Annotated in this window: 15 protein-coding genes and 4 tRNA genes; 12 read left to right on the top strand and 7 right to left on the bottom strand. The window is 65.7% G+C overall.

Annotated elements, in window-relative coordinates; all coding sequences use genetic code 11:
- The first annotated feature begins 60 nt into the window (after positions 1-60).
- From OPV09_RS11295 to OPV09_RS11260, 8 genes are all read left to right on the top strand, one after another.
- A complete protein-coding gene (locus OPV09_RS11295) occupies positions 61-777 on the top strand; it encodes a DUF72 domain-containing protein (RefSeq protein WP_338681712.1) in 717 nt (238 codons plus the stop codon).
- Between the two features lie 130 nt (positions 778-907).
- A complete protein-coding gene (locus OPV09_RS11290; protein WP_230518790.1) occupies positions 908-1288 on the top strand; it encodes a GntR family transcriptional regulator in 381 nt (126 codons plus the stop codon).
- Positions 1285-2157, top strand: coding sequence for an ABC transporter ATP-binding protein (locus OPV09_RS11285; protein WP_034756930.1), 873 nt, complete (start codon positions 1285-1287; stop codon positions 2155-2157). Before OPV09_RS11290 ends, OPV09_RS11285 begins: the two co-directional genes overlap by 4 nt.
- Positions 2154-3155, top strand: coding sequence for a hypothetical protein (locus OPV09_RS11280; protein ID WP_331777705.1), 1002 nt, complete (start codon positions 2154-2156; stop codon positions 3153-3155). The genes OPV09_RS11285 and OPV09_RS11280 overlap by 4 nt, the downstream gene beginning before the upstream one ends.
- A gap of 758 nt (positions 3156-3913) precedes the next feature.
- A complete protein-coding gene (locus OPV09_RS11275; RefSeq protein ID WP_338681711.1) occupies positions 3914-10957 on the top strand; it encodes a hypothetical protein in 7044 nt (2347 codons plus the stop codon).
- A gap of 180 nt (positions 10958-11137) precedes the next feature.
- Positions 11138-12364, top strand: coding sequence for a TolC family protein (locus OPV09_RS11270; RefSeq protein ID WP_338681710.1), 1227 nt, complete (start codon positions 11138-11140; stop codon positions 12362-12364).
- A 28-nt stretch (positions 12365-12392) separates the two neighbouring features.
- Positions 12393-14525 (top strand): ATP-binding cassette domain-containing protein, encoded by a 2133-nt coding sequence (locus tag OPV09_RS11265; protein WP_338681708.1) that lies wholly within the window; start codon positions 12393-12395, stop codon positions 14523-14525.
- Positions 14522-15691 carry an HlyD family type I secretion periplasmic adaptor subunit gene (locus OPV09_RS11260; protein WP_219329792.1) on the top strand — a complete coding sequence of 390 codons (1170 nt, stop codon included), beginning with the start codon at positions 14522-14524 and terminating at the stop codon, positions 15689-15691. Before OPV09_RS11265 ends, OPV09_RS11260 begins: the two co-directional genes overlap by 4 nt.
- A gap of 12 nt (positions 15692-15703) precedes the next feature.
- On the opposite strand, the gene udk is transcribed toward OPV09_RS11260, so the two are convergent.
- The 6 genes from udk to rnr form a co-directional block, all read right to left on the bottom strand.
- Positions 15704-16348 (bottom strand): uridine kinase, encoded by a 645-nt coding sequence (gene udk, locus OPV09_RS11255; RefSeq protein ID WP_319992652.1) that lies wholly within the window; start codon positions 16346-16348, stop codon positions 15704-15706.
- A gap of 59 nt (positions 16349-16407) precedes the next feature.
- Positions 16408-16911 (bottom strand): DUF2199 domain-containing protein, encoded by a 504-nt coding sequence (locus OPV09_RS11250; protein ID WP_338681705.1) that lies wholly within the window; start codon positions 16909-16911, stop codon positions 16408-16410.
- Positions 16912-16924: 13 nt separating this feature from the next.
- Positions 16925-17635 (bottom strand): YceH family protein, encoded by a 711-nt coding sequence (locus OPV09_RS11245; protein ID WP_046684714.1) that lies wholly within the window; start codon positions 17633-17635, stop codon positions 16925-16927.
- 10 nt (positions 17636-17645) lie between these two features.
- Positions 17646-18395: a serine O-acetyltransferase gene (cysE, locus tag OPV09_RS11240; RefSeq protein ID WP_338681703.1), complete on the bottom strand. Its 750-nt coding sequence runs from the start codon at positions 18393-18395 to the stop codon at positions 17646-17648.
- A gap of 194 nt (positions 18396-18589) precedes the next feature.
- On the bottom strand, positions 18590-19333 hold the full coding sequence (gene rlmB / locus OPV09_RS11235; protein WP_034756912.1) for a 23S rRNA (guanosine(2251)-2'-O)-methyltransferase RlmB: 744 nt from the start codon (positions 19331-19333) through the stop codon (positions 18590-18592).
- Positions 19334-19347: 14 nt separating this feature from the next.
- Positions 19348-21909 (bottom strand): ribonuclease R, encoded by a 2562-nt coding sequence (gene rnr / locus OPV09_RS11230; RefSeq protein ID WP_331777700.1) that lies wholly within the window; start codon positions 21907-21909, stop codon positions 19348-19350.
- Positions 21910-22317: 408 nt separating this feature from the next.
- Between rnr and OPV09_RS11225 the strand changes: the two genes are divergently transcribed.
- From OPV09_RS11225 to OPV09_RS11210, 4 genes are all read left to right on the top strand, one after another.
- Positions 22318-22402: transfer RNA gene (locus OPV09_RS11225), tRNA-Leu, on the top strand.
- 301 nt (positions 22403-22703) lie between these two features.
- Positions 22704-22788 (top strand) — tRNA-Leu (locus OPV09_RS11220).
- Between the two features lie 69 nt (positions 22789-22857).
- Positions 22858-22942 (top strand) — tRNA-Leu (locus tag OPV09_RS11215).
- A gap of 75 nt (positions 22943-23017) precedes the next feature.
- A tRNA-Leu gene (locus tag OPV09_RS11210) sits at positions 23018-23102 on the top strand.
- Positions 23103-23191: 89 nt separating this feature from the next.
- On the opposite strand, the gene OPV09_RS11205 is transcribed toward OPV09_RS11210, so the two are convergent.
- Entirely contained in the window at positions 23192-24043 is an 852-nt protein-coding gene (locus tag OPV09_RS11205) for an SDR family oxidoreductase (protein ID WP_338681699.1), read from the bottom strand.
- Between the last annotated feature and the right edge of the window lie 111 nt (positions 24044-24154).

The raw sequence follows: 24154 nt of genomic DNA, 5'->3' as shown, positions 1-24154 counted from the left end.
GACGGCGGCACGGGCGTTTGTCCGATAGCCGCGCCCGCCTGGGCTTGCTGTAATGGCGCCATGCATACTGTTTACATCGGCACGGCCGGCTGGAGCATTTCCAGCGCCGCCGCCAGCCACTTCCCCCTCGATGGCAGCCACCTGCAGCGCTATGCCCAAGTGCTCGACTGCGTGGAAATCAACAGCTCGTTCTACCGCCCGCACCAGGGCGCCACCTATGCGCGCTGGGCCGACAGCGTGCCCGCTCATTTCCGCTTCAGCGTGAAATTGCCGCGCAGCATCACGCACGAACGGCGCTTGCGCGATGGTGAGGCCGAACTCGATCGCTTTGCATCGGAAGTGGGGGAATTGGGAAACAAGCTGGGCTGCGTACTGGTGCAGCTGCCGCCCAGCTTGCGTTTCGAGGCGGATGTGGCCTTTGACTTCCTGACTGCGCTACGGCAACGCTTCGATGGCATGCTCGCGTGTGAAGCGCGCCATCCCAGCTGGTTCGAGCAAGGCGCCACCGAGCTGTTAACAATGCAGCGCATCACGCGCGTGCGCGCCGATCCGCCCGCAGGCCAGCCGGGCCCGCACGTGCCGACGACGGATATCGCCTACGTGCGCCTGCACGGCAGCCCGAGAATATATTATTCGGACTACCCTGCCGATTACCTGGCGACGCTGGCCGCCGAATTGCACGCATCGGCGCAGACGGACAGCTGGTGCATCTTCGACAATACGGCGGCCGGGGCCGCTCTGTTCAATGCGCTGGATCTGCAGGCGCGGATGACCTGAAAATACGTGTTGATTTTTTGGGTCTTAGTGTTATAGTTAACTACAACACCAACTCAATACATCACGGAGCTTCGATGCCTACCGCATTTTTCACGCGCCGCGCCGCACCACCCTTATGGGAGCGCATCCCATGAGCGCGGAATGGAACGACAATAGCCCCATCTACCGCCAGCTCAAGGCCAGGGTGGTGGGCATGATGCTCGATGGCGTGCTGCAGTCCGGCGACGCCCTGCCTTCGGTGCGCCAAGTGGCGGCCGACTATCAATTGAATCCCATCACGGTGTCGCGCGCCTACCAGGAACTGGTCGACGATGCCCTGGTGGAAAAACGCAGAGGACTCGGTATGTATGTCTTGGAAGGCGCCCGCGACAAATTGCTGGCCAGTGAACGCGAGCGCTTCATGCGCGAAGAATGGCCGGCGATGCTTGAACGCATCACGCAACTGGGCCTGAACCTCGAGCAACTGCTGCAAGCGAGCCGCGACAGCGACGCACACGGAGAGAGCGCATGAATGCATTGAACAAGGATAGCGTCATCAGCGCGCGCGGCTTGCGCAAGCAATATGGCAAGCAGGTGGCCATCGATGGCATCAGCTTCGATATCGCGCCGGGACGCATCGTCGGCTTGATCGGGCCGAACGGTTCCGGCAAGACCACCACCCTGAAAGCCATCCTGGGCCTGACGGGCTTCGAAGGCGACTTGTCGGTGCTGGGGCGCGATCCCCGTGTGCAGCGCGATGCGCTGATGGACGATGTGTGCTTCATCGCCGACGTGGCCATCCTGCCGGGCTGGCTGCGCGTGGCCGACGCCATCGATTTCGTTGCTGGCGTGCATCCACGTTTCGACCGCAGCAAGGCCGAGCGCTACCTGGCCCACACCAAGCTGTCGCCGAAGATGAAGGTCAAGGCCATGTCGAAAGGCATGGTGGTGCAGCTGCACCTGGCGCTGGTGATGGCCATCGACGCCAAACTGCTGGTGCTCGACGAGCCGACCCTGGGCCTGGACATTCTGTACCGCAAGCAGTTCTACCAGAACTTGCTGGAAGACTATTTCGATGAAAACAAGACCATCGTCATCACCACACACCAGATCGAGGAAGTGGAACACATCCTCAGCGACCTGATGTTCATTCGCGACGGCAAGATCGTGCTGGCCTCGAGCATGGAAGAAGTGGGCGAGCGCTATATCGAAGTGATGGTGGGCCCGCAGCACGTCAATCCGGCGCGCGCCCTGCAGCCGATCAGCGAACGCAGCGTATTCGGCAAGTCGGTGATGCTGTTCGACGGCGTCGCCCGCACCCAGCTGGCCGCCCTGGGCGAAGTACGCACGCCCAGCCTGGCTGACCTGTTTGTCGCGACCATGAAAGGATCGTACCAATGAGTATTTCCCCTGCCAACAAGCTGCAATGGCTGATCCGGCGTGAACTGTGGGAACACAAGGGCATGCTGGTATGGACACCCGCCCTGATCGGCATCGTCATGACCGTGCTGGGCGCCTTGATGACGATAGGCACCATCGCCAAGACCAAGATGCGCACGGCGCTCATCGTCAATGGCGAGGAAGTGTCCTGGAGCACCGTCTTCAATACCCGCACTTTCGGCCCGCGCCGCACGGAAATCATCGACGCCGTCGCCAACAACTACACGTACGCGGCCGCGCCGCTGTTCCTGGCGCTGGGTTTCCTCGTGTTCTTCTATTGCCTGAGCACCCTGCATGACGACCGCCGCGACCGCAGCGTGCTGTTCTGGAAATCGCTGCCCATCTCGGATGCGCAGACAGTGCTGTCGAAAGCGGCCATCGCCCTGCTGGTCGCGCCGCTCATCGTGGCCGCCGCCGCCAGCCTGACTTCGCTGGCCCTGATCCTGATACTCAGCGGCGTGCTGGCGGCCAACGGCATCCACGTGTTTGCCGAACTGCTCGCCACCCCCGGCCTGTACCTGGGACCGCTGCGCGTGTTCGGCTTGCTGCCCGTGTATTGCCTGTGGGCCTTGCCGACGGTCGGCTGGCTGCTGATGGTATCGAGCTGGGCCAAGTCGAAAGTCTTCCTGTGGGCCGTCGGCGTGCCGCTGCTGCTGCTCATCCTGACAGTGTGGGCCGGCAAGCTGACGCAGACGGAAAGCAATGTAAGCTGGATACAGATGAATGTCATCGGACGCGCCCTGCTGGGCACCCTTCCCGGCAGCTGGTATCTGTTCGAGCCGCAACTGCTGTCGCAAATGCATGCCCTGGCAGAAGGGGGATCGCACATGACGCGCATCGATGTGTTCAGCAACTCCTGGTCCAGCCTGGCCTTGCCAGCCGTCTGGCTGGGTGCGGCGGCAGGCGCGGCGCTGATTTACGCCGCCATCCGCCTGCGCCGCTGGCGCGAGGAAGGCTGACAGCGCCATATCACCTCCCCCACAAAACGCCTCGCCCGCCGGGGCGTTTTTCATTTCTACTCCATTCAGCCCCAAAAAATAATAACTACCTTAGCGATAGTTATTCTGAAAACTCCCCATCGCCACATCAAGACTATTCATTCGATAGCATTAATTCGATATAAAAATTACAAATAATTATTTCTATCGTATTTTATTACCAATCACATTTGATAATCGACAGTTAAAAAACAACAACTAGCAATTCGATAGGAAGGCGTTTTTTTGGATAAAAAGCGCAGAAATACGCGGTCACGACAGCAGACTCAGCCGAAAACACCTGTTTCGTGACAATTCGTGAGTATTTACCCGCATGACGCCAGAGAAAATAAGACCGTTGGAAGTGATCAAAATGAAATTGGAAGTTTCAAAATTGAAACTATCCTCATAGTGGAATCCAGCACATACGTCGTGCAAACGCTGCATCCTGCCGTTACGTCTCGCCGGACCAGCCAGTTGCCGGCGCCACAAAATACAGGAAAGCGGCAACGCATAAAACGAATATGGAAATAACATTTTAAATATCGCCGCAATCGCGTTCTTTTGCCCCAACGTTTTTTTCCCAATTATGTTTTACTTGCCACTATCAACATCGGAAACACCAGAGTTCAACCACGGCCCAAGCCTCGCCGGAGCAAGCAAGGAATCGAAGCGGATTATTGATTTTTTATTATTTTAGAAAATTGTACGAATACTTAACCTTTTCCGGAGACTTTCAAATGGCCACCACCCAAAACCCAGCACAAGTTCCCGTCAATGCCGAAGGCGCTGGCGCCAAGATCGCGACGCCCGCAAAAAAAGCCGTCGACCCAAAAAACGGCGACCGCAAGCAGTATGACGAAGATGAACTGATCAAAGGGGACGATGCCAGCGCGACCATGCCGCCTGAAAATGTCGTGGAAGTCACGGGAAGCGCCGCCAACGGCAATGCCGGCGCCGTGGGCGCGGCGGCCGCTGTGGCGGCAGCCGCCCTGGCAGCCGGTGGCAGTGGCGCGGCCGCAGGCCAGGCCGGCAATGGCAGTGCCGACCTCGGCACGCCGCAAAGCGATAACAATGGTGGCGCCGCAGGCGCCGCGGGCACAGGCGCCAGTGCTGCCGGCATCCCCAGCGGCAGTGTCGTGGATGTGGCCGGCGCATCGGCTGGCGCCGGTAGCGGCGCGGGCGCTGGCGCTGCGGGTGGCCTGGGCGGACTTGGCGTGCTGGGCGCGCTCGGCGGCCTTGGCCTGGTCGCCGCCGCAGCCGGCGGTGGCGGAGGCGGTGGCGCCGCGGCTGGCGGTTCCGGCACCGGAGGCGGCACCGGTGGCGGCACGGGCACAGGCGGCACCGGTGGTACCGGAGGCGGCACGGGGACGGGCGGTACCGGCGGCACAGGTGGCACAGGTGGCTCGACCGGCGGTGGCACGGGCAATCAATCCACCACCACCGTCGTGAGCAACACGGCCGTGCTGGCCGCCGCTGCCGCCGCGGCGGCCGCCGCCAATGCCCTGGCCGATGACGCCGCAGCGGCGGCTGCAGCGGCCACGGCCGCAGCTTCGCTGGCCGCGGCAAATGCGGCCATCCTGGCCGACCAGCTGGCGGCGCAAGCGGCCGCTGACGCGGCGGCAGCCTTGCTCGCCGCCAATAGCGCCACCAGCGACGATGCGCTGGCGGCCAGCACGGCCGCTGTCGTGCCCGGCGCGCAAGCGGCAGCGACCGCCGCCACGAATGACGACAGCGCTGCCGCCGCCGCTGCCACTGCCGCCGCCATATCCCAGGCCGCCGCCACGTCGGCGCAAAATGCCGATGCGGCTGCCGCCACGGCCGCCGCCAACGCCGCCGCCGCACACGCCGCCGCCGATGCGGCGCAAACACAAGCGGACCAGACCAACGCCCCTGCCCTGCAAGCCATCGCCGATGCGGCCGACGTGGTCGCCGCCGCGGCCATCACGCAGGCGGCGCTGACCGATGCGGCCGCGCTGGCCGTCATCGCGGCCAATGACGCCGCCGCTGCAGCCGCCGCCACGGCGCTGGCCAATGCCACGGACGCCGCCGCGCTGGACCTGGCGGCAACCGCCGCCGCCAACACCGCCGTCTCCGCAGGCATCCAGGCCAGCTTTACCGATGCCGCTGCCCTGGCCCTCATCTCGGATGCGGATGCCGCCGCGTCTGCCGCCGCGACCGAACTGGCCGATGTCACCGATGCCGCCGCCCTGGCCGCCGCCGCGAGCGCCGCGGCCACGGCCGCCGCCGATGCGGCGACAGCGGCCAATGCCAGCGACGCCACGGCACTGGGCATTGCCGCCACCGCCGCCGCAAATACCTCCATTGCCGCCGATGCACAAGCAAACCTCACCGATGCCGTCGCGCTGACGATGGCAGCGGACGCCGCCGCCGGTATTGCCGCCCAGGACGCCGCCATCGCCAACGCCACGGACGCCGTCGCCCTGCAAGCGGCCGCCAATGCCGCCGCGACGAACGCCGCCAATGCACAGACGCAAGCGAACATGACGGACGCGCCCACCCTGGGCCTGATCGCCGATGCCGCTACCCTGGCGTCGGACGCGGCACAACTGCAGGCCGGCTTGACGGATGCGGCTGCGCTGGCCCTGATTTCCGATGCCGACGCTGCCGCCGCAGCCGCAGCCGCATTGGCCGCCAGTAGCGATGCCGCCGCGCTCGACGCCGCCGCCGCCCTTGCCGCCACCGTGGCGGCCAACGCCGTCGTCACAGCCAGCCTGAGCGACGCGGCCGCCCTGCAAATCACGGCCGATGCGGCCGCCAATACCTCCATCGGCGCCGCCGCGCAGGCAGCGTTGACGGACGCGGCCGCCCTGCAACTGGTTTCCGACGCCGATGCCGCCGCCGCGCTGGCCGCACAAACGACGGCCAACCAGACGGATGCGGCAGCCCTGGCAGCCGCCGACGCAGCGGCCGCCAGCGATGCCGCCAATGCCCAGGCAGTGGCCGACCAGACCGATGTGGTCGCCTTGCAGCAAGCGGCCGACCAGGCCGATGCCGATGCGGCCGCCGCCAATGCGCAAGCCAGCCTGCTGGACGTCAATGTCGCGCTCAACGCCTTCAACCTCGCCAGCATCGCCGCCGTGGCCGCCAACGTCACGGCCGGCCAAACCAGCGTGCTCGATCTGACGGCCGTCGTCAATACCCTGCAGCTCGGTGCCGATAATGCCGATATCACTGCCTCCCTGTTCGATGCCACCATCCTTGCCGGCATCTCCACCGCCGATGCGCTGACGGCAGCCGGCCTGCAAACCCTCGCCGCCGCGACCGATGCCGATGCACTCATCACTGCGGCGGCCGCTGCCGTCTCGGCGGCGGAGGTGGCCGCCGGGCTGGGCGGGATCGATATCTCGGCAGTCAGTGCTGCCGCCGCCGCACAGGCCGCCGCCGCGGCTGCCGCCGCCACGGCCCTGCTGACCGATGCCGGCGCGCTGGGCCTCGTTTCCACCACCGACGCCGCCGCCGAACTTGCCGCCCAGACGGCTGTCACCACCTTGACGGCCGCCAACACGCTGGCGCAAAACGCGCTGACGGCGGCACAATCCGTTGCCAACCTGACCGACGCCGTGGCCCTGGGTCTGGTCTCTTCCGCAGCCGACGCGGCCGCAGCCCTGGCCGTCACGACGGCTGGCCAGACCGATGCCACCACGCTGAGCCTCATCTCGAATGCCGATGCGCTGGTCGCCTCCTCGGCAGCCAGCCTGGCGGCGCTGACGGACGCCACGGCGCTGGGCTTGATCTCGACCGCCGATGCCACCGTGGCCGCCACCCTGCAGGCAACAGCCAACCTCACGGACGCCGCCGGCCTGGGCCTGCTCGCCACGGCCGCCGCTGCCGCCGCCAATACGGCGACGAATGTTGCCAACCTGACCGATGCGGTGGCCCTGGGCACGCTCTCGGCAGCGGCCACCACGGCCGCCAATACGGCTGCCGCCACCGCCGCGCTGACGGACGCCACGGCATTGGGCCTGGTCGCCACGGCCGACGCGACTGCCGCTGCCGCCCTGCAAACGACGGCCAACCTGACCGACGCAGTGGCACTGGGCCTCGTGTCGACGGCCGCCAACACGGCCGCCAGCGCCGCTGCCGCCGTCGCCAGCCTGACCGATGCCGTCGCCCTGGGCACCGTGTCGACTGCCGCCACGGCCGCCGCCAACACGGCAGCGGCCACCGCCGCGCTGACCGACGCCGTCGCCCTGGGCCTGGTGTCCACCGTCGATGCGGCCGCCGCCACCGCCGCGCAAACGACGGCCAACCTGACGGACGCCGTCGCCCTGGGCCTGGTCGCGACCGTCAATGCCACCGCCTCGACGGCAGCAGCCGCCGTCGCCGGTCTCACCGACGCCGTCCTGCTCGGTACCGCCCACACGCTCAATGTGACGGCCGCCACCGTGGCGGCCACCAAGGCTGCCCTGACGGATGCCGCCGCACTGACCACCGTCGCCAGCAACGATGCGGCCAATGCCGCCGCCCTGGCCGCCTATTCAGCTGCCCACCCGTTCGACCTGGTGGCGGCGCTGGCGGCCACCACAGCGGCCACCACGGCGGCCCTGTCGCAGGCCGTCGCGCAGTCGGCGCAAGCCGATGACGCGGCTGCCGCCTCGACAGCCGCCACGGCGGCAGCATCCCTGACCGCCCTGAACAATGCTCTCGCGGCCGACAGTGCCGCCACCGCCGCCGCCACCCTGGCCCTGACTTCCCAGGCGGCAGCCACGGCGGCGGCGCTGGACGACACGCTCGCGGCCACGGCCGCTGGCGTGGCCGCCACCTCGCTGGCAGCGGCCCAGGCGGCGCAGGCGGCCGATGCCGCCGCCGCCGCGACGGCAGCGACGGCGGCCAACGCCCTGGCCGCCCTGAATGCGGCCTTGCAGGCGGACGCGAATGCGGCCGCCACGGCCGCTGCCGCCATCACGGCGAGTGCGGCCACCGCTACCGCCATCGCCGACGATCTGGCCGCTGCGACGGCCGCCACTGTCGCCAGCGTCTCGCAAGCGGCCGCGCAAGCGGCGCAACTGGCAGACAATGCCGCCGCCAGCGCCGCCACCATCGCCGCCAACGCGCTCGCTTCCCTGAATGCAGCCCTGGCCGACGATGCGGCTGCCGCTGCGGCCGTGCTGAACTCCACCAATGCAACGGCCGCCGCGGTGGCCGCCGCCACCGCCGACACGGCTGCTGCCGCGGCGGCCGCCGTGGCCGCCATCTCGGCCGCCGCCACGCAGCACGCGCAAGCGGACGATATCGCCGCCGCCGCCGCCGCCCTCACGGCATCGATCTCGCTGGCAGCCACGCAAGCCGCACAGGCCGCCGATCTCGCCGTCGGCACGACCGCGGCAACGGCAGCGAGCGCCCTGGCCGCGCTGAACCAGGCCCTGGCCGACGACGGCGCCGCTGCCGCCGCAGCCACGGCAGCGGCCAACGCACAAACGGCCTTGAACAACGCCACGACCACACTCAACGCGGCGATATTGACGGCCAGCGCCTCGCTCGCCGCCGCCAATGCCGCTGCGGCAGACGACGCCACGGCGGCAAGCACGGCAGCCGCGGCCGCAGCGGCCCAGCTGCTTTCCGATGCGGCCTTGGTGGCCGATGTCGCCCTGGCGGCCCTTGCCACGGCGGCCAACAACGCACTGGCGGCAGCCAGCGCGGCGCTGGCCCTCGACGATGCAGCCGCCAATGCCGCGCACACGGCCGCCCTCTCGGCGGCCGCCACCCTGGCGGCGCAACTGGCCGACACGGCAGCCCTCAACGCCCATGCCGCACTCGATGCGGCCATCCTCAACCTGAACGCCGCCGTGACGGCCGATATCAACGCCACGGATGCCGACAATGACAAGACGCTGAAACTGAACCTCCTCATCGCCGCCCAGAGTGCGGCCGATGACGCGGCCCAGGCCAATGCCAATGCGGCTGCCGCCCATGCGGCGCTGGCGGCGGCCCAGGCCGACGATGCGGCTGCAGCCACCGCTGCCGCCAATGCCACTGCCGCGCATGCGGCGGCGGTCGCGGCGCAAAACGCCGATGCCGCCGCAGCAGCGGCAGCAGCGCAAGCGGCCATTTCCCTGGCCGCCACTCTCAATGCCCAGGCGGACGACGCCACCGCGGCAGCAGCCGCCACCGCCGCAGCCAATGCGCAACTGGCACTCGATGCAGCGCTGGCCGCCGACGCCGACGTCGCCGCCACGGCCGCCGCCGCGGCGGCAGCCCAGCTGGCGGCGCAAAACGCGCATGACGCCGATGTTGCGGCAGCGGCAGCGGCCGTTGCGGCCGCCATCACCCTGGCCGCCACTCAGGCGGCGCAGGCCGATGACGCGGCAGCCGCGCTGGCAGCGGCCAACGCGGCCAACGCCCAGGCGGCGCACAATGCCGCCGTCGCCGACGACCAGGCCGCAGCCGATGCCGCCGCAACCGCCGCACTGGCGCAAGCGGCTGCCACGGCAGCGGCAGCCGCCGATGCCGCCGCCACCACCAGCGCCGCCGCAGCGGCAGCATCGCTGCTCGCAGCCCAGGCGGCGCAGGCCGACGACACGGCCGCCAACCAGGCAGCGGCCAATGCCGCTGCCGCCACCGCCGCGCACACGGCAGCCATCGCCGCCGACGCGCTGGCCGTCAGCACGGCGGCAACGGCCGCCAGCGCACTGGCAGCGGCCACGGCAGCGCAGAACGACGATGACGCCGCAGCAGCCGCAGCGGCCCAGGCCGCCGCCTCGCTGGCAATCACCCAGGCGGCACAGGCCGACGATGCGGCGGCAGCGGCCGCCACCGTCAACGCCAACAATGCGATAGCAGCGGCAGCGGCCGCCCATGCGGCCGATGCCGCCGCGCCGCTGGCGCAGGCACAGGCCGCCGCGTCCCTGGCGGCCCTGCAAGCGGCGCAAGCGGACGATGCGGTCGCCGCCAGCGCGGCAGCGGCTGCGGCGCAAGCACATGCCAATGCGGATGCCGCGCAGGCGGACGACGCGGCGGCGGCCCAGGCCAATGCCGACGCGCAGGCAGCCGACGCGGCACTGGCGCAAGCGAACGCCATCGCGGCGCAGACCGACGCCAGCGCGCTGGCCGTCGTGGCGAATGCGGATGCGGCCAACGCCGCCGCCGTGCAAGCGATCGCCGACCAGACCGATGCCGTGGCGCTCACGCAGGCCGCCGATGCGGCAACGGCAGCAGCGCTGGCAGCGGCGCAGACGGCCGCCCTGACGGACGCCAGCGCACTGCAACTGGCCGCCGATGCGGCCGCGGCCGCGGCCCTGCAGGCGCAGGCGCAGGCGGACCTGACGGACGCAGGCTCGCTGACGGTGGCGGCGAATGCCGATGCTGCGGCGGCAGCGGCGGCCCAGGCCCAGGCCGACCTGACGGACGCGAGCCAGCTGTTCGTGCTGAGCCAGAATGCCCTGCACAACCCGCTGACGGTAGCCGACTTCAGCACGGGATTGCCGGCCGCCGGCGGCGACGTGATCGACATGTCGGCCATCGCCGACCTGACGGCATCGGTGGCCGTGGGCGTCAACGTGAGCACGGACTTTGGCAACAACAACCTGTTCATCTTCGACGGCACGTCCGTGTCGATCGGCGCGGCGGCCAGCGCCATCGCGGCCGACGACAGCGTCTTGTCGGGACAGGGCTACATCGTCATCGCCGATGCGCAAAACAGCGGCGCCGTGACCGTGTATCACTCGACTGACCTGAGCAACGCCAATGCCATCGACACGGCGCTGGTGCTGCTCAGCGGTGTGAACATCACGCAGCTGACGGGCGCCAACTTCGTCGTCTGAAGCAGTCCACCCACGCCAGGCAGCGCGCCTGGCACGGCAGCGGGAGCGTGCGGCAGCGCGCTCCCGCCCCTACCTTGAAATGCGTCAGGCCTGGTGCCGGAAAAATACGGGATGAGATTACGCGGTTTCCCAGCATTGTTTGTACTGCCACGCATCGCGGCCTTACTGGCGGCCATGGCGATGACATCCATCAACTCCTTCGCCCAGGCCCAGGGCGCCACCGCCTGGAGCTTCGACCAGGTCTTGCAGCAGGCGCTGCAAAGCCATCCCGCCGTGCAGGGCAAGCGTTCGGCGCAGGCTGCCGCGCGCGCCGACCTCGATGGCGCGCAATGGCAGCGCTTCCCCAGCCTGTCGGCCGAAGTCCCCACGGGTTCGCAGGAAACGGGCGGCGTGGTGCGCATCGAGCAGCCGCTGTGGAGCGGCGGGCGCATCGACGCCGGCATCGATGCGGCCGGCAGCCGGGTCGACGCGGCCGGCGCGGCCATTGAGGAAGAACGCCTGACCCTCTCGCTGCGCGTGATCGCCGCCTACACGGAAGCGCTGCGCCAGACGGCGCGCATGCGCTCGGCCGAAGAGGGGCTGGCCGAGCACCAGCGCCTGCTGGACATGATCAAGCGCCGCGTGGCGCAGTCGGTCAGTTCGCAAACGGATCAGCGCCTGGCCGAGTCGCGCGCCTACCAGGCGGCCAACGACGTGTCGAATGCGCGCCAGGCGCAGGAAAACGCGCTGGCGCAGCTGTCGCAGCTGGCCGGCAAACCCGTGCGCCTCGTCACCGCCGCCGGCATCGGCGTGGGCGAACCGCTGCCCGACGCCAGCCTGGAACGGGTCATGCGCCAGGCCATCGGCTACTCCCCTACCCTGCAGCGCCTCGATTTCGAGGCGCAGGCGGCCGATTCCGAGATCACCATGCAGCGCTCGGCCTACATGCCGAAGGTGGTGCTGCGCATGGAAAAGCCCACGGGCGGCGGCATCAATGCCGACAACCGCGCGCGCGCCATGCTGGTGCTGCAGGCGCAGCCGGGCGCCGGCTTGTCGGCCAAGGCCGGCGTGGACGCGGCTGTGGCCCGGCGCGAAGGCGCGCGCGCCGCGCACGACGTGGCCGAACGCGAGGTGCGCGAGCGTTTCACCCTGGACTGGAACGAGGCCGAGGCAAGCCGCCAGCGCCTGGGCAACGCGGGCGAGGCCAGCACCACCTCGACGCAGGTATTCGAATCGTATGCACGCCAGTACGTGATCGGCCGCAAGAGCTGGAACGACGTGCTCAACGCCGTGCGCGAAGCAACCCAGGCGCGGTTTTCGCTGGAAGACACGCGCGCGCAGGCGATTGCCGCCAGCCTGCGCCTGGCCGCGCAGACGGGCACCCTGGCCGGGCGCACGGCGCCGCCGGGCCTGGCGCGCGCGAATTGACACCGACATGATGCAGACAGGAGACAGCGTGGATACCTCCATCAAACATGGCTTGCTGACACTCGTCGAACGGGCCGCCCGCCTGACAGGCCAGCATCTGGCGGCCGCGCGCCTGGCCGACCTGCAGCGCCAGCTCGAAGATATCGACGGCAGCGGCGCGCCCGCCATGGTGCTTACCGCCATCTGGCAGGCGGCCGGGCTGGAAGGCGCGGCGCGCCCGCTGCACGAGCCGACGCCGGGCGAGCTGCCATTCGCCGTCTACAGCGCCAGCACGGGCTGGGGCTTGCTGCAGTCGCGCGGCGCCGACGGCGCCTGGCGCGGCGAAGGCATCGACGGGCGCGCCTTGCAACTGGCCTCGCTGGCAGGTTTAGCTTGCGTGGGCCTGCCGCGCCGCAGCGGAAAAAGCGGTGCCCGCCCTGGCGCACTGGATCTGGTGCGCAAGGCCCTGTGGCTGAAGAAAAGCGTGTTTGTCGACGCCGTGCTGGCCACCGCGCTGGTGACCCTGCTGACCATGGCCACCTCGCTGTTTTCCATGCAGGTGTACGACCGCGTGATCCCGAACCAGAGCTTCAGCACCCTGTGGGTGCTGGTGGTGGGCGTGGCGCTGTCGATCGGCCTGGAATTCATCCTCAAGCAGGTGCGCAGCCGCATCGTCGACCACTCATGCAATGACGTCGACCATGAATTGTCCGAATGGTTTTTCCAGCGCATGCTGGGCATCCGCATGGAGGCGCGTCCCGCTTCCGTCGGCACTCTGGCGGCGCAGGTCAAAGGCTTTGAAATGGTGCGTGGCGTGCTCACGTCGACCTCGCTGTTCGTGCTGACGGACGTGCCCTTCGCCGTGATTTTCCTCGCCATGATCACCATCATCGGCGGCTGGCTCGTGGTGGTGCCGCTGGTGGCCCTGCCGCTGGCCCTCGTGTGCGGGCTGATGTTCCAGCGCGCCATCCAGATCCATACGCGCAAGAACCTCAACGCCAGCAACCGCAAGGCAGGCTTGCTGGTGGAAGCCGTCGATGGTGTGGAAACGCTCAAGGGCAGCAGCGCCGAATGGATGATGCAGGCGCGCTGGGCCGAACTGGTGGCCGAGACCAGCCACGCGGAACAGAATATCCGCGACTATGCGGCCCTGTCGCAAAACATCACGGCCGCCTTCCAGCAGCTGACCAACGTGGCGCTGATCTCCATGGGCGCGTGGTTCGTGGCCGAGAACCAGATGACCATGGGCGCCCTGATGGCGTGCACCATCATCAGCAACCGCGCCCTGATGCCCATCGTGCAGCTGCCCGCCGTGATGGTGCAGTGGGCGCATGCGCGCGCCTCGATCGACGGCCTGGAACAGGTCATCAGCCTGCCCAACGAGGCCGACACCGCGCAGTTCGCGCTGACGCCGCGCAGCCTCGATACGGGATTGCGCTTCGAGCGCATCCGCTTTACGTACGGCGGCGCGCAAAAGGTGGCGCTGGAAGTGGAAAATCTCGCCATCCGCCCCGGCGAACGGGTCGGCCTGGTGGGCGCCATCGGCTCGGGCAAGAGCACCCTGCTGAAACTGGCCTCGGGCCTGTACCAGCCGGCCGAGGGCAAGGTGTACCTGGGCGACGTCGACATGGCCCTGCTGGCGCCGGCCGTGGTACGCGAAATGGTCGGCTACCTGCCGCAGGAAACGCGGCTGTTCAGCGGCACCCTGCGCGACAATCTGTTATTGGGACTGGCCGACCCGGGCGAGGAAGCGATCCTCGCGGCGGCAAAGCGCACGGGCCTGATCGAGCTGATACTGGGCCAGCCACGGGGACTGGCGCTGGGCATCACCGAAGGCGGGCGCGGCGTGTCTGGCGGCCAGCGGCAATTGATCGCCGTCACGCGCCTGCTGCTGGCCAAGCCGCGCATCTGGCTGCTCGATGAACCGACGGGCGCCATGGACGCGAAGACGGAAGCGCGCATCGTGGGGCTGCTGGGCGAACTGGCGGCCGAAGGCGTGACCATGGTCGCCACCACGCACAAGAACGCCCTCTTGCCCCTGCTCGACCGCCTGGTGGTGCTGCAGGCGGGACGGGCGCTGCTCGACGGCCCGCGCGACTTTGTCCTGGCCAAGCTGTCGGGCAAGCCGCAGGCCGTGCCCAGTTCCGCAACGGCGCCGGTGGCGCAAGGAGCCGTCGCATGAAACTGGCCAAGGTCGAAGCGAAAGAGGAAGCGAAACGGGGACGGGTGCTGATCTGGAGCTGCACGGCGGCGCTGGCCGGCATCATCGCCTGGGCTTCGTGGGCGGAGCTGGACCAGGTCACGCGCGCCAACGGCCAGGTGATCGCCAGTTCGCGCAACCAGATCATCCAGGTGGCCGATGGCGGCGTGCTGGCCGAACTGCGTGTGCACGAAGGCAGCGTGGTGAAAAAGGGAGCATTACTGGCCCGCTTCGACCGCACGCGGGCCGAGACAAGCTACCTGGAAAGCACGGCCAAGGCGGCGGGACTGAAGGCGGCCGTGGCGCGTTTGCAAGCCGAGGTGTTTGGCGGCGCGCCGAAGTTCCCGCCCGAACTGCAGGCGTTTCCGGAGTTTCGCGCCAACCAGCTGGCCCTGTTCAGCAAGCGCCAGGGCGCCGTGCAGGCGGAGGTGGGCTCGCTGGAAAGCGCCATGAAGCTGATCAAGGAAGAACTGGAAATGAACCTGCCGCTGCTGGAAACGGGAGACGTCAGCCGCGCCGAAGTGCTGAAACTGCGGCGGCAAGTGGTCGACATCCAGGCGCAGATCACCAACCGGCGCAACAAATATCTGCAGGATAGCCAGACGGATCTGGTGAAAGCCCAGGAAGACCTGGCCGGCGTGCTGCAGACGGTCACCCAGCGCAAGGAGCAGCTGGGTTCGACGGATATCTACGCCCCCACGGACGGCATCGTGCGCAACGTGCGCCTCACTACCCTGGGCGGCGTGGCCAAGCCGGGCGAGGAAATCCTGCAGATCGTGCCGACAGACGATGACCTGATCATCGAAGCGAAAGTCAAACCGGCCGACATCGCCTTCATCAAGCCTGGCCTGCCCACGGCCGTGAAGCTCGACGCCTACGACTACGGCATTTACGGGCGCCTGCGCGGCACCGTCAGCTACATCAGCGCGGACACCTTAAGTGAAGATAACAAGGGCAACGAGCAGCCGTACTACCGCGTGCAGATCAAGACCAGCGGGCGCAACCTGATGGGCAAGAATGGCGAGCCGATCCTGATCCAGCCCGGCATGACGGCCACCGTGGAAATCAACACGGGCCGCAAGACGGTCTTGCGCTACCTGACGAAACCGATCACCAAGACGTTCTCGGAATCGATGGGGGAACGGTAAGCTGGCGGGCTGTTAACCGGCAGGCTTCAGGCGGCCGATGACACTGGCCACCTTGGCCGTGATCATGTCGACCGCGGGGCCGTTGGCGCCATGCGGCAAGATGACATCGGCATTGCGCTTGGTCGGCTCGATGAATTGCTTGTGCATCGGGCGTACCGTTTCCAGATACTGCTCGATGACGCTTTCCACCGAGCGGCCACGTTCCGTGATATCGCGCTGCATGCGGCGGATGAAGCGCACGTCGGAAGCCGTGTCGACAAAGATCTTCAGCGACATCATGTTGCGCAAGTCTTCGTCATACAAGGCAAACAGGCCTTCGATCACGATCACGGGCGCCGGCTTGACGGGGATGGTCCGGTTGGAGCGGTTGTGCAGCGTGAAGTCGTACTCGGGCATCTCGATCGCTTCGCCATTGCGCAAGGCCTGGATATGCCGCACCAGCAATGGCCACTCGAACGCCTGCGGATGGTCGTAATTCTGCTGGCGCCGGACTTCAGGGGAGAGATGGGTTTGGTCGCAGTAGTAGTCGTCCTGCATCACGACCGAGACCATGTCGGCGCCGAAGGACGCGAGCACCTGCTGTGATACGGTGGACTTGCCACTGCCGCTTCCGCCAGCGACACCAATAACAAACGGTTGGAAGGAAATATTATTCATGCCGAATGATACCGGAAACGCGAGCGGACTGACAGGGCGCGGCGGCAAAGCCGGGCCTGTCACGCGGCAGGCACCAGCCGCGCATACAGCTCGGCCACCCGCTCTGCCGTGATGCCGTCGCGCTGTTCGATGGCCAGCGGATGCTCCGTCGGCTCCAGCTCGATGGATGGGCGCACGCCATCGTCGCGCAGGTGGACGCGGGTTTTCAGGTTCAGGGTATCCGGGTACACGGGCAGCTGAGTGCTGAGCCAGCCGAAGAAGGGGCCGATGTGCGCCCGCTGCGCGTCATTGAAGCAGGCATCCCAGGAGTCGAAGCTCTCGCCGCTCAAGGACACCCACACGCCCCAGCTGAACGGCTCATCCGAGCCATGCACGGGGATGTCGATGGTGGCGCGCACGAAACAGTGTTCTTCGTCGACGATGCAGGCGTCGCTGTCGAGCTGGCAGCGCGCTTCGCGCTCGGCCGGCGCCATCTGCTCATACAGCCACGGCGCATCGGCGCCGAAGCTGGGCATGCCCGTGTGGGTTTCGCCGCAGGAGCGGCACAGGAAGGAAAAAGTCATGCGTGCAGTGACGTTATTCGAACTGCTTGCGGAACGCCTCGAACTGCGCCGCCAGGCCATCGAAGTCGCTGCGCAGCTGCAGCACTTCCTGTTCCAGCTGCGCGACGCGACTGCCCTGTTGCGGCGCGCTGACGGCGCCGGCGTAGCCCGCCGCCGTCTCGATCTGCGCCAGCGCCTCTTCACCACCCAGCAAGTGTCCGTAGCGCGGTTCCTTGGCGCCAGGCGCGACGGCCAGCTTGGCCACCAGCGGCGGGTATTTGTCGATCAAAAATTGCAGGCCGGATTCCACTTCCGCCACGGACTTGAATTCATGCACCCTGCCGCTGCGGCTGCGGATTTCGCCCGCTGTCTGCAAGCCGCGCAGCATCAAGATCGTCAGGATGGCCAGCTTGTCCTGTTCCAGCGACCACTTGATGCGCATGCGGTGTTCGTACTTGGCGACCCGGGCGCCCGCCTGCGTGATGCCATTGACGAACTTGCGCTGCATCAGGCGCTGCAGCACGTCGTAGACGGTTTCCTCGGACAGGGCCATGACGGGGTCGCGGCTCGATAGCTGGTTGCAGCCGTTCGTCAGCGCGTTGAGCGAGAGCGGATAGCTGTCCGGCGTCAGCGCTTCCTTTTCGGCCAGCACGGCCAGCACGCGGATCTCGAAAGGGTCGAGCAGATTCGGATTGTCAGTGCTTTTTTCTGCTGCGTTTTCAGCTATGTTTGCGTCTGTAGTCATGCCTGTATCCTTAATCAACCAGCTTGTTCATTTGCTCGGAATCGAATTTATCACACTCGGGCACAGCCTGGCAGCAGATACCGGCCGCCTTCAGCGTGGCGAGGATGGTTTCGATGCGCTGTTCCTGTGCCACGGCATGCGTGATCAAGCCTTGCAGGGCTTTCGACAGCGGATCGTCGCCGTTGGGCGTGACGCCATACGCGGCGAACAAATGGGCCGTGCTGCCTTCGCGCAGGGCGCTGACATCCTTTTGCACGATGTGCGCGGGGTTGCCGACGGCCGTCGCGCCGGACGGCACGGGTTTCAACAGCACGGCGTTCGAACCCACCTTGGCGTACTCGCCCACCGTGAAGCTGCCCAGCACCTGCGCGCCGGCGCCGACGATGACGCCGCGCTCGAGGGTCGGATGGCGCTTGGCGCCGCTGTGCAGCGAGGTGCCGCCCAGAGTCACGCCCTGGTAGATGGTGCAGTCGTCGCCGACGATGGCCGTCTCGCCGATCACCACGCCGAAGCCATGGTCGATGAAGACGCGCCGGCCGATGACCGCGCCCGGATGGATCTCGATGCCCGTGATGATCCGGGCGATATAGGAAATGAAGCGCCCCACCCACTTCATGCGCCGCGTCCAGCACCAGTGCGCCCAGCCATGCATGACGATGGCGTGCAAGCCCGGATAACAGGTCAGCACCTCCCAGCCATTGCGGGCGGCCGGGTCACGTTCAATGATGCTGTTGATGTCTTCGCGCAGGTGGTGGAACATAATGAAAATGGATAAGGTGGAACGCAAATGGTAGCGTATTCGGCGGCGTGCTGCCGGAGAGGCAGATAAACAACCGCCGCCTCAAGGGCGGCGGCTGATTTTCTGGAAGCGTTACAAAACGTTCAGGGCAAGGCGCATTGCCGAAGACAGTACGAATGTACGGCGAGGCAATGCAACGCCGCCATGGACGTTTTTTAGGCTTCCAGCGCGATGCGCTGGCGGCGGGCTTCATAGAGACATACGCCCGATGCCACGGACACGTTCAGACTCTCGACGGAACCGAACATCGGGATGCTGACGAGGATGTCGCAGGTGTCGCGCGTCAAACGGCGCATGCCTTCGCCTTCGGAACCCATGACGAGGGCCGTCGGGCCCGTGAAATCGGCTTCGTACAAGCCTTTTTCGCCGTCATCCGAGGTGCCGATCAGCCAGATGCCGCGCTCTTTCAGTTCACGCATGGTGCGCGCCAGATTCGTCACGGTGATGTACGGGACGGTTTCGGCGGCGCCGCTGGCGACCTTGGCGGCCGTGGCGTTCAAGCCCACGGCGCGGTCCTTCGGCACGATGACGGCATGTGCGCCGACGCCGTCGGCCACGCGCAGGCAGGCGCCCAGGTTGTGCGGGTCGGTGATGCCGTCGAGTATCAACAGCAGCGGCGGGCCGTCGATGGCGTCCAGCAGCTCATCGAGATTGCGCGCCAGCGACAGTTGCGAGGCAAACGCGATCACGCCCTGGTGGCGGCGCGTGCCGACGATCTTGTCCAGACGCGACGAGTCGACGGGCATGACGCGCACGTTGGCAGCCTTGGCGGCGGCGATCATGTCCTTCATGCGGCCGTCGACGCGGCTGGCATCGACGAAAATTTCTTCCACGGACGACGCTTCATGACGCAGACGCGAGGTGACGGCGTGGAAGCCGAAAATCATTTTATTCTTCATTATCTATCTATCGCTTATCGCTTGTTCTTGCTTGATTTTGATACAGTTTTTGCTGCACGTGGTGCCGCCGCAGCGGGTGCCGCGGCTGGTTTCTTGCTGCGCTTCGGCGCGGCGGCCTTGGGGGCTGCCGCCTTGGGGGCTTCCTTGGCTGCAGGCTTGGCTTGCGCCTTGGCGCCGTTGGAACGGCCGCCGGAACCCTTGCCGGGTTTGCCACCATTGTTGCCGCCGCCATTGACGCTGGTTTTGATCTCGTGACGCTGCTCGGTCGCGGGACCGGGCTTGACCATCGATTTCTTTTCGCCCTTGCGCTTGCCGCCAGCTTGCTTGGCTGGCGCTTCTTCGCCCGCCAGTTCCGCATCGGTGACCAGGCGCAGGTCGATCTTGCGCGTTTCCAGATCGACACGCGCCACTTGCACCGTCAGACGGTCGGTCAGCTGGTAGCGCTTGCCCGTACGTTCGCCGCGCAATTCATGGCGCGCGTCGTCGTACTGGAAGTAGTCGGTGCCCAGCTCGGTGACGTGCACCAGGCCTTCGACAAACAGGGTGTCCAGCTGCACGAACACGCCAAAGGTAGTCACGCCGGTGATCGTGCCGGTAAACTCTTCGCCCAGCTTGTCCTGCATGAAGTAGCACTTCAGCCAGGCTTCCACGTCGCGCGATGCTTCGTCGGCGCGGCGCTCGTTGGCCGAGCAATGCACGCCCAGCGCGTCCCAGATCGTCAGATCCGTCTTCTTCGGCTTGCCATCGGCCTTGTCCTTGGCCTGCTGCTTGCGCGTGGCGTTCGACACGTTCGTGTTCAGCACGGTCTTCTCGGACAGCTTCGGCTCGTACTTCTTGCCTTGCAAGATGGCCTTGATGGCGCGGTGCGTCAGCAGGTCGGGATAGCGGCGGATCGGGCTGGTGAAGTGGGCATACGCCTCGTACGCCAGGCCGAAGTGGCCGATATTGTCCGGGCTGTAGACGGCTTGCTGCATCGAACGCAGCAGCATCGTTTGCAGCAGGGCCGCGTCGGGACGCTCCTTGATCTGCTGCATCAGGGTCTGGTAATCGGATGCCGATGGCGTGTCGCCGCCCGTCAGGTTCAGGCCGACCTGTTTCAGGAAAGTGCGCACTTGCGTGAGCTTTTCCTTGGTCGGGCTGGCGTGAATGCGGTAGGTGCCTGGGTGCTTGTTACGCAGCAACAGATCGGCCGCGCAGACGTTGGCCGCCAGCATGCACTCTTCGATGATCTTGTGCGCTTCGTTGCGCGTGCGGGGAATGATCTTTTCGATCTTGCCGGCGCTATTGCAGACGATATACGTTTCCGTCGTTTCGAAATCGATGGCGCCCCGCTCCGTGCGTGCTTTCAGCAAGGCGCGGTAGACGGCTTCCAGGTTTTGCAGGTGCGGCAGGATGTCCGCGCGGCGTGCCGCTTCGGGACCCTTGGTGTTGCCCAGCACGGCAGCGACTTCGTCATACGTGAGGCGCGCGGCCGAATGGATGACGGCCGGATAGAACTGGTAAGCCTTCAGCTCGCCCTTGTCGCTGACGACGGCGTCGCAAACGAGGGTCAGGCGGTCGACGGCCGGGTTCAGCGAGCACAGGCCGTTCGACAGTTTCTCCGGCAGCATCGGGATCACGCGGCGCGGGAAGTAGACGGACGTGCTGCGCTCGAGCGCGTCGATATCGAGCGCGTCGTTCGGTTTCACGTAATGGCTGACGTCGGCAATCGCCACGATCAGGCGGAAGCAGTTGGCGCGGCCGATCTTGACGGGCTCGCAATATACGGCATCGTCGAAATCGCGCGCGTCCTCGCCATCGATGGTCACCAAAGGCACGTCGCGCAGGTCGACACGGTCTTTCAGGTCGGCGGCGCGCACTTCGAACGGCAGCTTTTCAGCTTGCTTGAGGGCGGCGGCGGAAAAGATGTGCGGCACGTTGAATTTGCGCACGGCAATTTCAATTTCCATGCCGGGATCATCCAAAGCGCCCAGCACTTCGACGATCTTGCCGACCGGCTGCTTGAAGCGCATCGGTTGCTCGGTCAGCTCGACGCTGACGATCTGGCCGGCTTTTGCCTTGCCCACCGAACCGGTGACCAGAATGTCCTGGCCGATGCGCTGGTCTTCCGGCGCCACGACCCAGGTGCCGTTTTCCTGGATCAGGCGGCCGATGACGTGGGTATTGGCGCGGTAGGTGACTTCGACAATCGTGCCTTCCGGGCGGCCGCGGCGGTCCGTGCCGACGATGCGGGCCATGACCTTGTCGCCATGCAGTACTTTCTGCATTTCTTTCTCAGGCAGGAACAGGTCGGCGCTGGCGTCGTCGGGAATGACGAAGCCGAAGCCATCGCGGTGGCTGGTGACGCGACCGGCGACAAGCGCGCTCTGGTCGGCCAGGCTGAAAACACCGCTGGCGTCAGACCTGAGCTGGCCGTCGCGCTCCATCGCTTTCAGGCGACGGACCAGGACATCCATGGAATCGGCATGCACTTGCAGCGTTTTCCCGAGAGACTGCGGGTCGAGAGGCGCGTTGACGCTGCGGAATATGCCGAGAATGTCCTCCCGGCTGGGGATGGTGTGGGTATTTTGGCTCAAAAGTATTTCTATAGTTGTTATTGACAGTGATCAAACGGAAGACAAAGACCGATGACATCACCGTCAATATTGACACGGTGATGTCCGGTAGTGTACCGGAGGACGCCTTGGTTTGCCTAACGGACAGCGTAGCGGAAACCGAACAAGTGCCCCGCCGATGAAAAAAAGGAGAAAAGCTGCGCAATGCATTTGACTTCGGCAAATATTGCTCTATAATCTCGGTCTCTTGCAGCGACAAACCTTCACGGGAATGCAGTTGCAGGAAAGCGGTACAGGGTTGATGTGCAGTATGGAGCGAAAGCTCATCTGGCGCAAAACTCTTCAAGTCGCTATAATAGCAGAATTGTTGCTAAGTTATTTGGCAACAAGTACTCGAGCAGTAATGTAGTAAGTCACAGCAGCATCAGTGCCCACGTGGCGGAATTGGTAGACGCGCATGGTTCAGGTCCATGTGCCTTCGGGTGTAGGGGTTCGAGTCCCTTCGTGGGCACCATTACCTAATTCGCAAAAAAGCCGCAAACTTTCACGAGTTTGCGGCTTTTTTCATTTCCGCAGCGAAAAGCCCTCTCCTTCCGGCAAGTAACTCACCCGGCATGGCTGCGGACAAAAAGCTGCGGAAAACGCTGAAAAAATAGGCAGACTCAGCCTTTCTTCATAGGGAACAGCCCTTTTCAGACGAAAAAACATGTTTCTTGAAGAAAAGTGCAAAATGTTGATTGACCGAATGCGCGCCAGCCCTTATGATTTTGTCCTCGCTGCAGAACACGCAGCGACAAGCCGCAAGCAGTAGCAATGCCCACGTGGCGGAATTGGTAGACGCGCATGGTTCAGGTCCATGTGCCTTCGGGTGTAGGGGTTCGAGTCCCTTCGTGGGCACCACCAGCAACGAGTTGTTCATCGTTGTGATCCGCAGTAAAGTAGTAAGATTGCAGTAACAAGCAGCACAATGCCCACGTGGCGGAATTGGTAGACGCGCATGGTTCAGGTCCATGTGCCTTCGGGTGTAGGGGTTCGAGTCCCTTCGTGGGCACCACCAGCAACGAGTTGTTTTCGTTGTAGTCCGCAGTACAGTAGTGAGATATAGCAGTAAGCAACAAGCAGCATCAGTGCCCACGTGGCGGAATTGGTAGACGCGCATGGTTCAGGTCCATGTGCCTTCGGGTGTAGGGGTTCGAGTCCCTTCGTGGGCACCATTACCTAATTCGCAAAAAAGCCGCAAACTTTCACGAGTTTGCGGCTTTTTTCATTTCCGGACGCCGCGTTGCCACGGCATCCTCCCCCCTTATTTCGCCAGCGCCGCCTTCACGGCGTCAAGCAGGCTCGTCGTCGGACGGCCGATCAGCGCGCTCAATTGCTTGCCATGGTCTTCCAGGCCGCCCTTGGCCGTGCCCGCATCGGAGTCGGCCAGCAGATCGGCAAAGCCTTCCGGCACGCCCACGCTCACCAGCGCCGCCTTGAAATCCGCCTGCGGCAAATCCTTGTACACGATCGCCTTGCCCGACTGGCGCGCCACTTCGGCCGCGTACTCGGCCAGGGTGAACCCTTGGTCGCCAGCCAGTTCATAGATGGCCTGCGGCTGGGCCGCCGTCAGCACGGCGGCAGCTGCCGCTGCGTAGTCGGCACGCGCGGCGGACGAGAAACGCCCGTTTTGCGCCGCACCCAGCACGACGCCATGCTCGAGCACGGGCGCCAGGTGTTCCGTATGGTTTTCCAGGTACCAGCCGTTGCGCAGGAAACTGTAAGGCAGGCCGGAGGCGCGGATGGCCGCTTCCGTGATCACGTGCTCGGCGGCCAGGCCCAGCGGCGACGTGTCGGCGCGCAAGACGCTGGTATAGGCCAGCAGGGATACGCCGGCGCGCTTGGCCGCATCGATGACGTTCTGGTGCTGCTGCGCGCGCTGACCTACTTCGCTCGACGAAATCAGCAAAACCTTGCTTGCGCCCTTGAACGCCACGTCGAGGCTGGCCCCATCGTTGTAATCGGCCTGGCGCACTTGCACGCCCCGGGCGGCCAGGTCGGCGGCCTTGGCCGGGTTGCGCACGGCGGCGATGATATTGGCTGCGGGGACGGATTTGAGCAGGCTGGCGATGACGTGCTGACCCAGATTGCCTGTGGCGCCGGTGATGACGATCATGATTTCTCCTTGGTACGTGGGTGGTAAAACCCTATAATAGGACTATTACTTACTTATTGTAAGTACGTACCTTTTGGTAAGTATGAATGCAATCCACCTCAACAAGGCCAA

The organism is Janthinobacterium sp. TB1-E2 (genome assembly GCF_036885605.1).
Lineage (GTDB): Bacteria > Pseudomonadota > Gammaproteobacteria > Burkholderiales > Burkholderiaceae_D > Janthinobacterium > Janthinobacterium aestuarii.
Note: the sequence above shows the minus strand (reverse complement) of the source record. Positions and strands in the feature narration are given on the sequence as shown.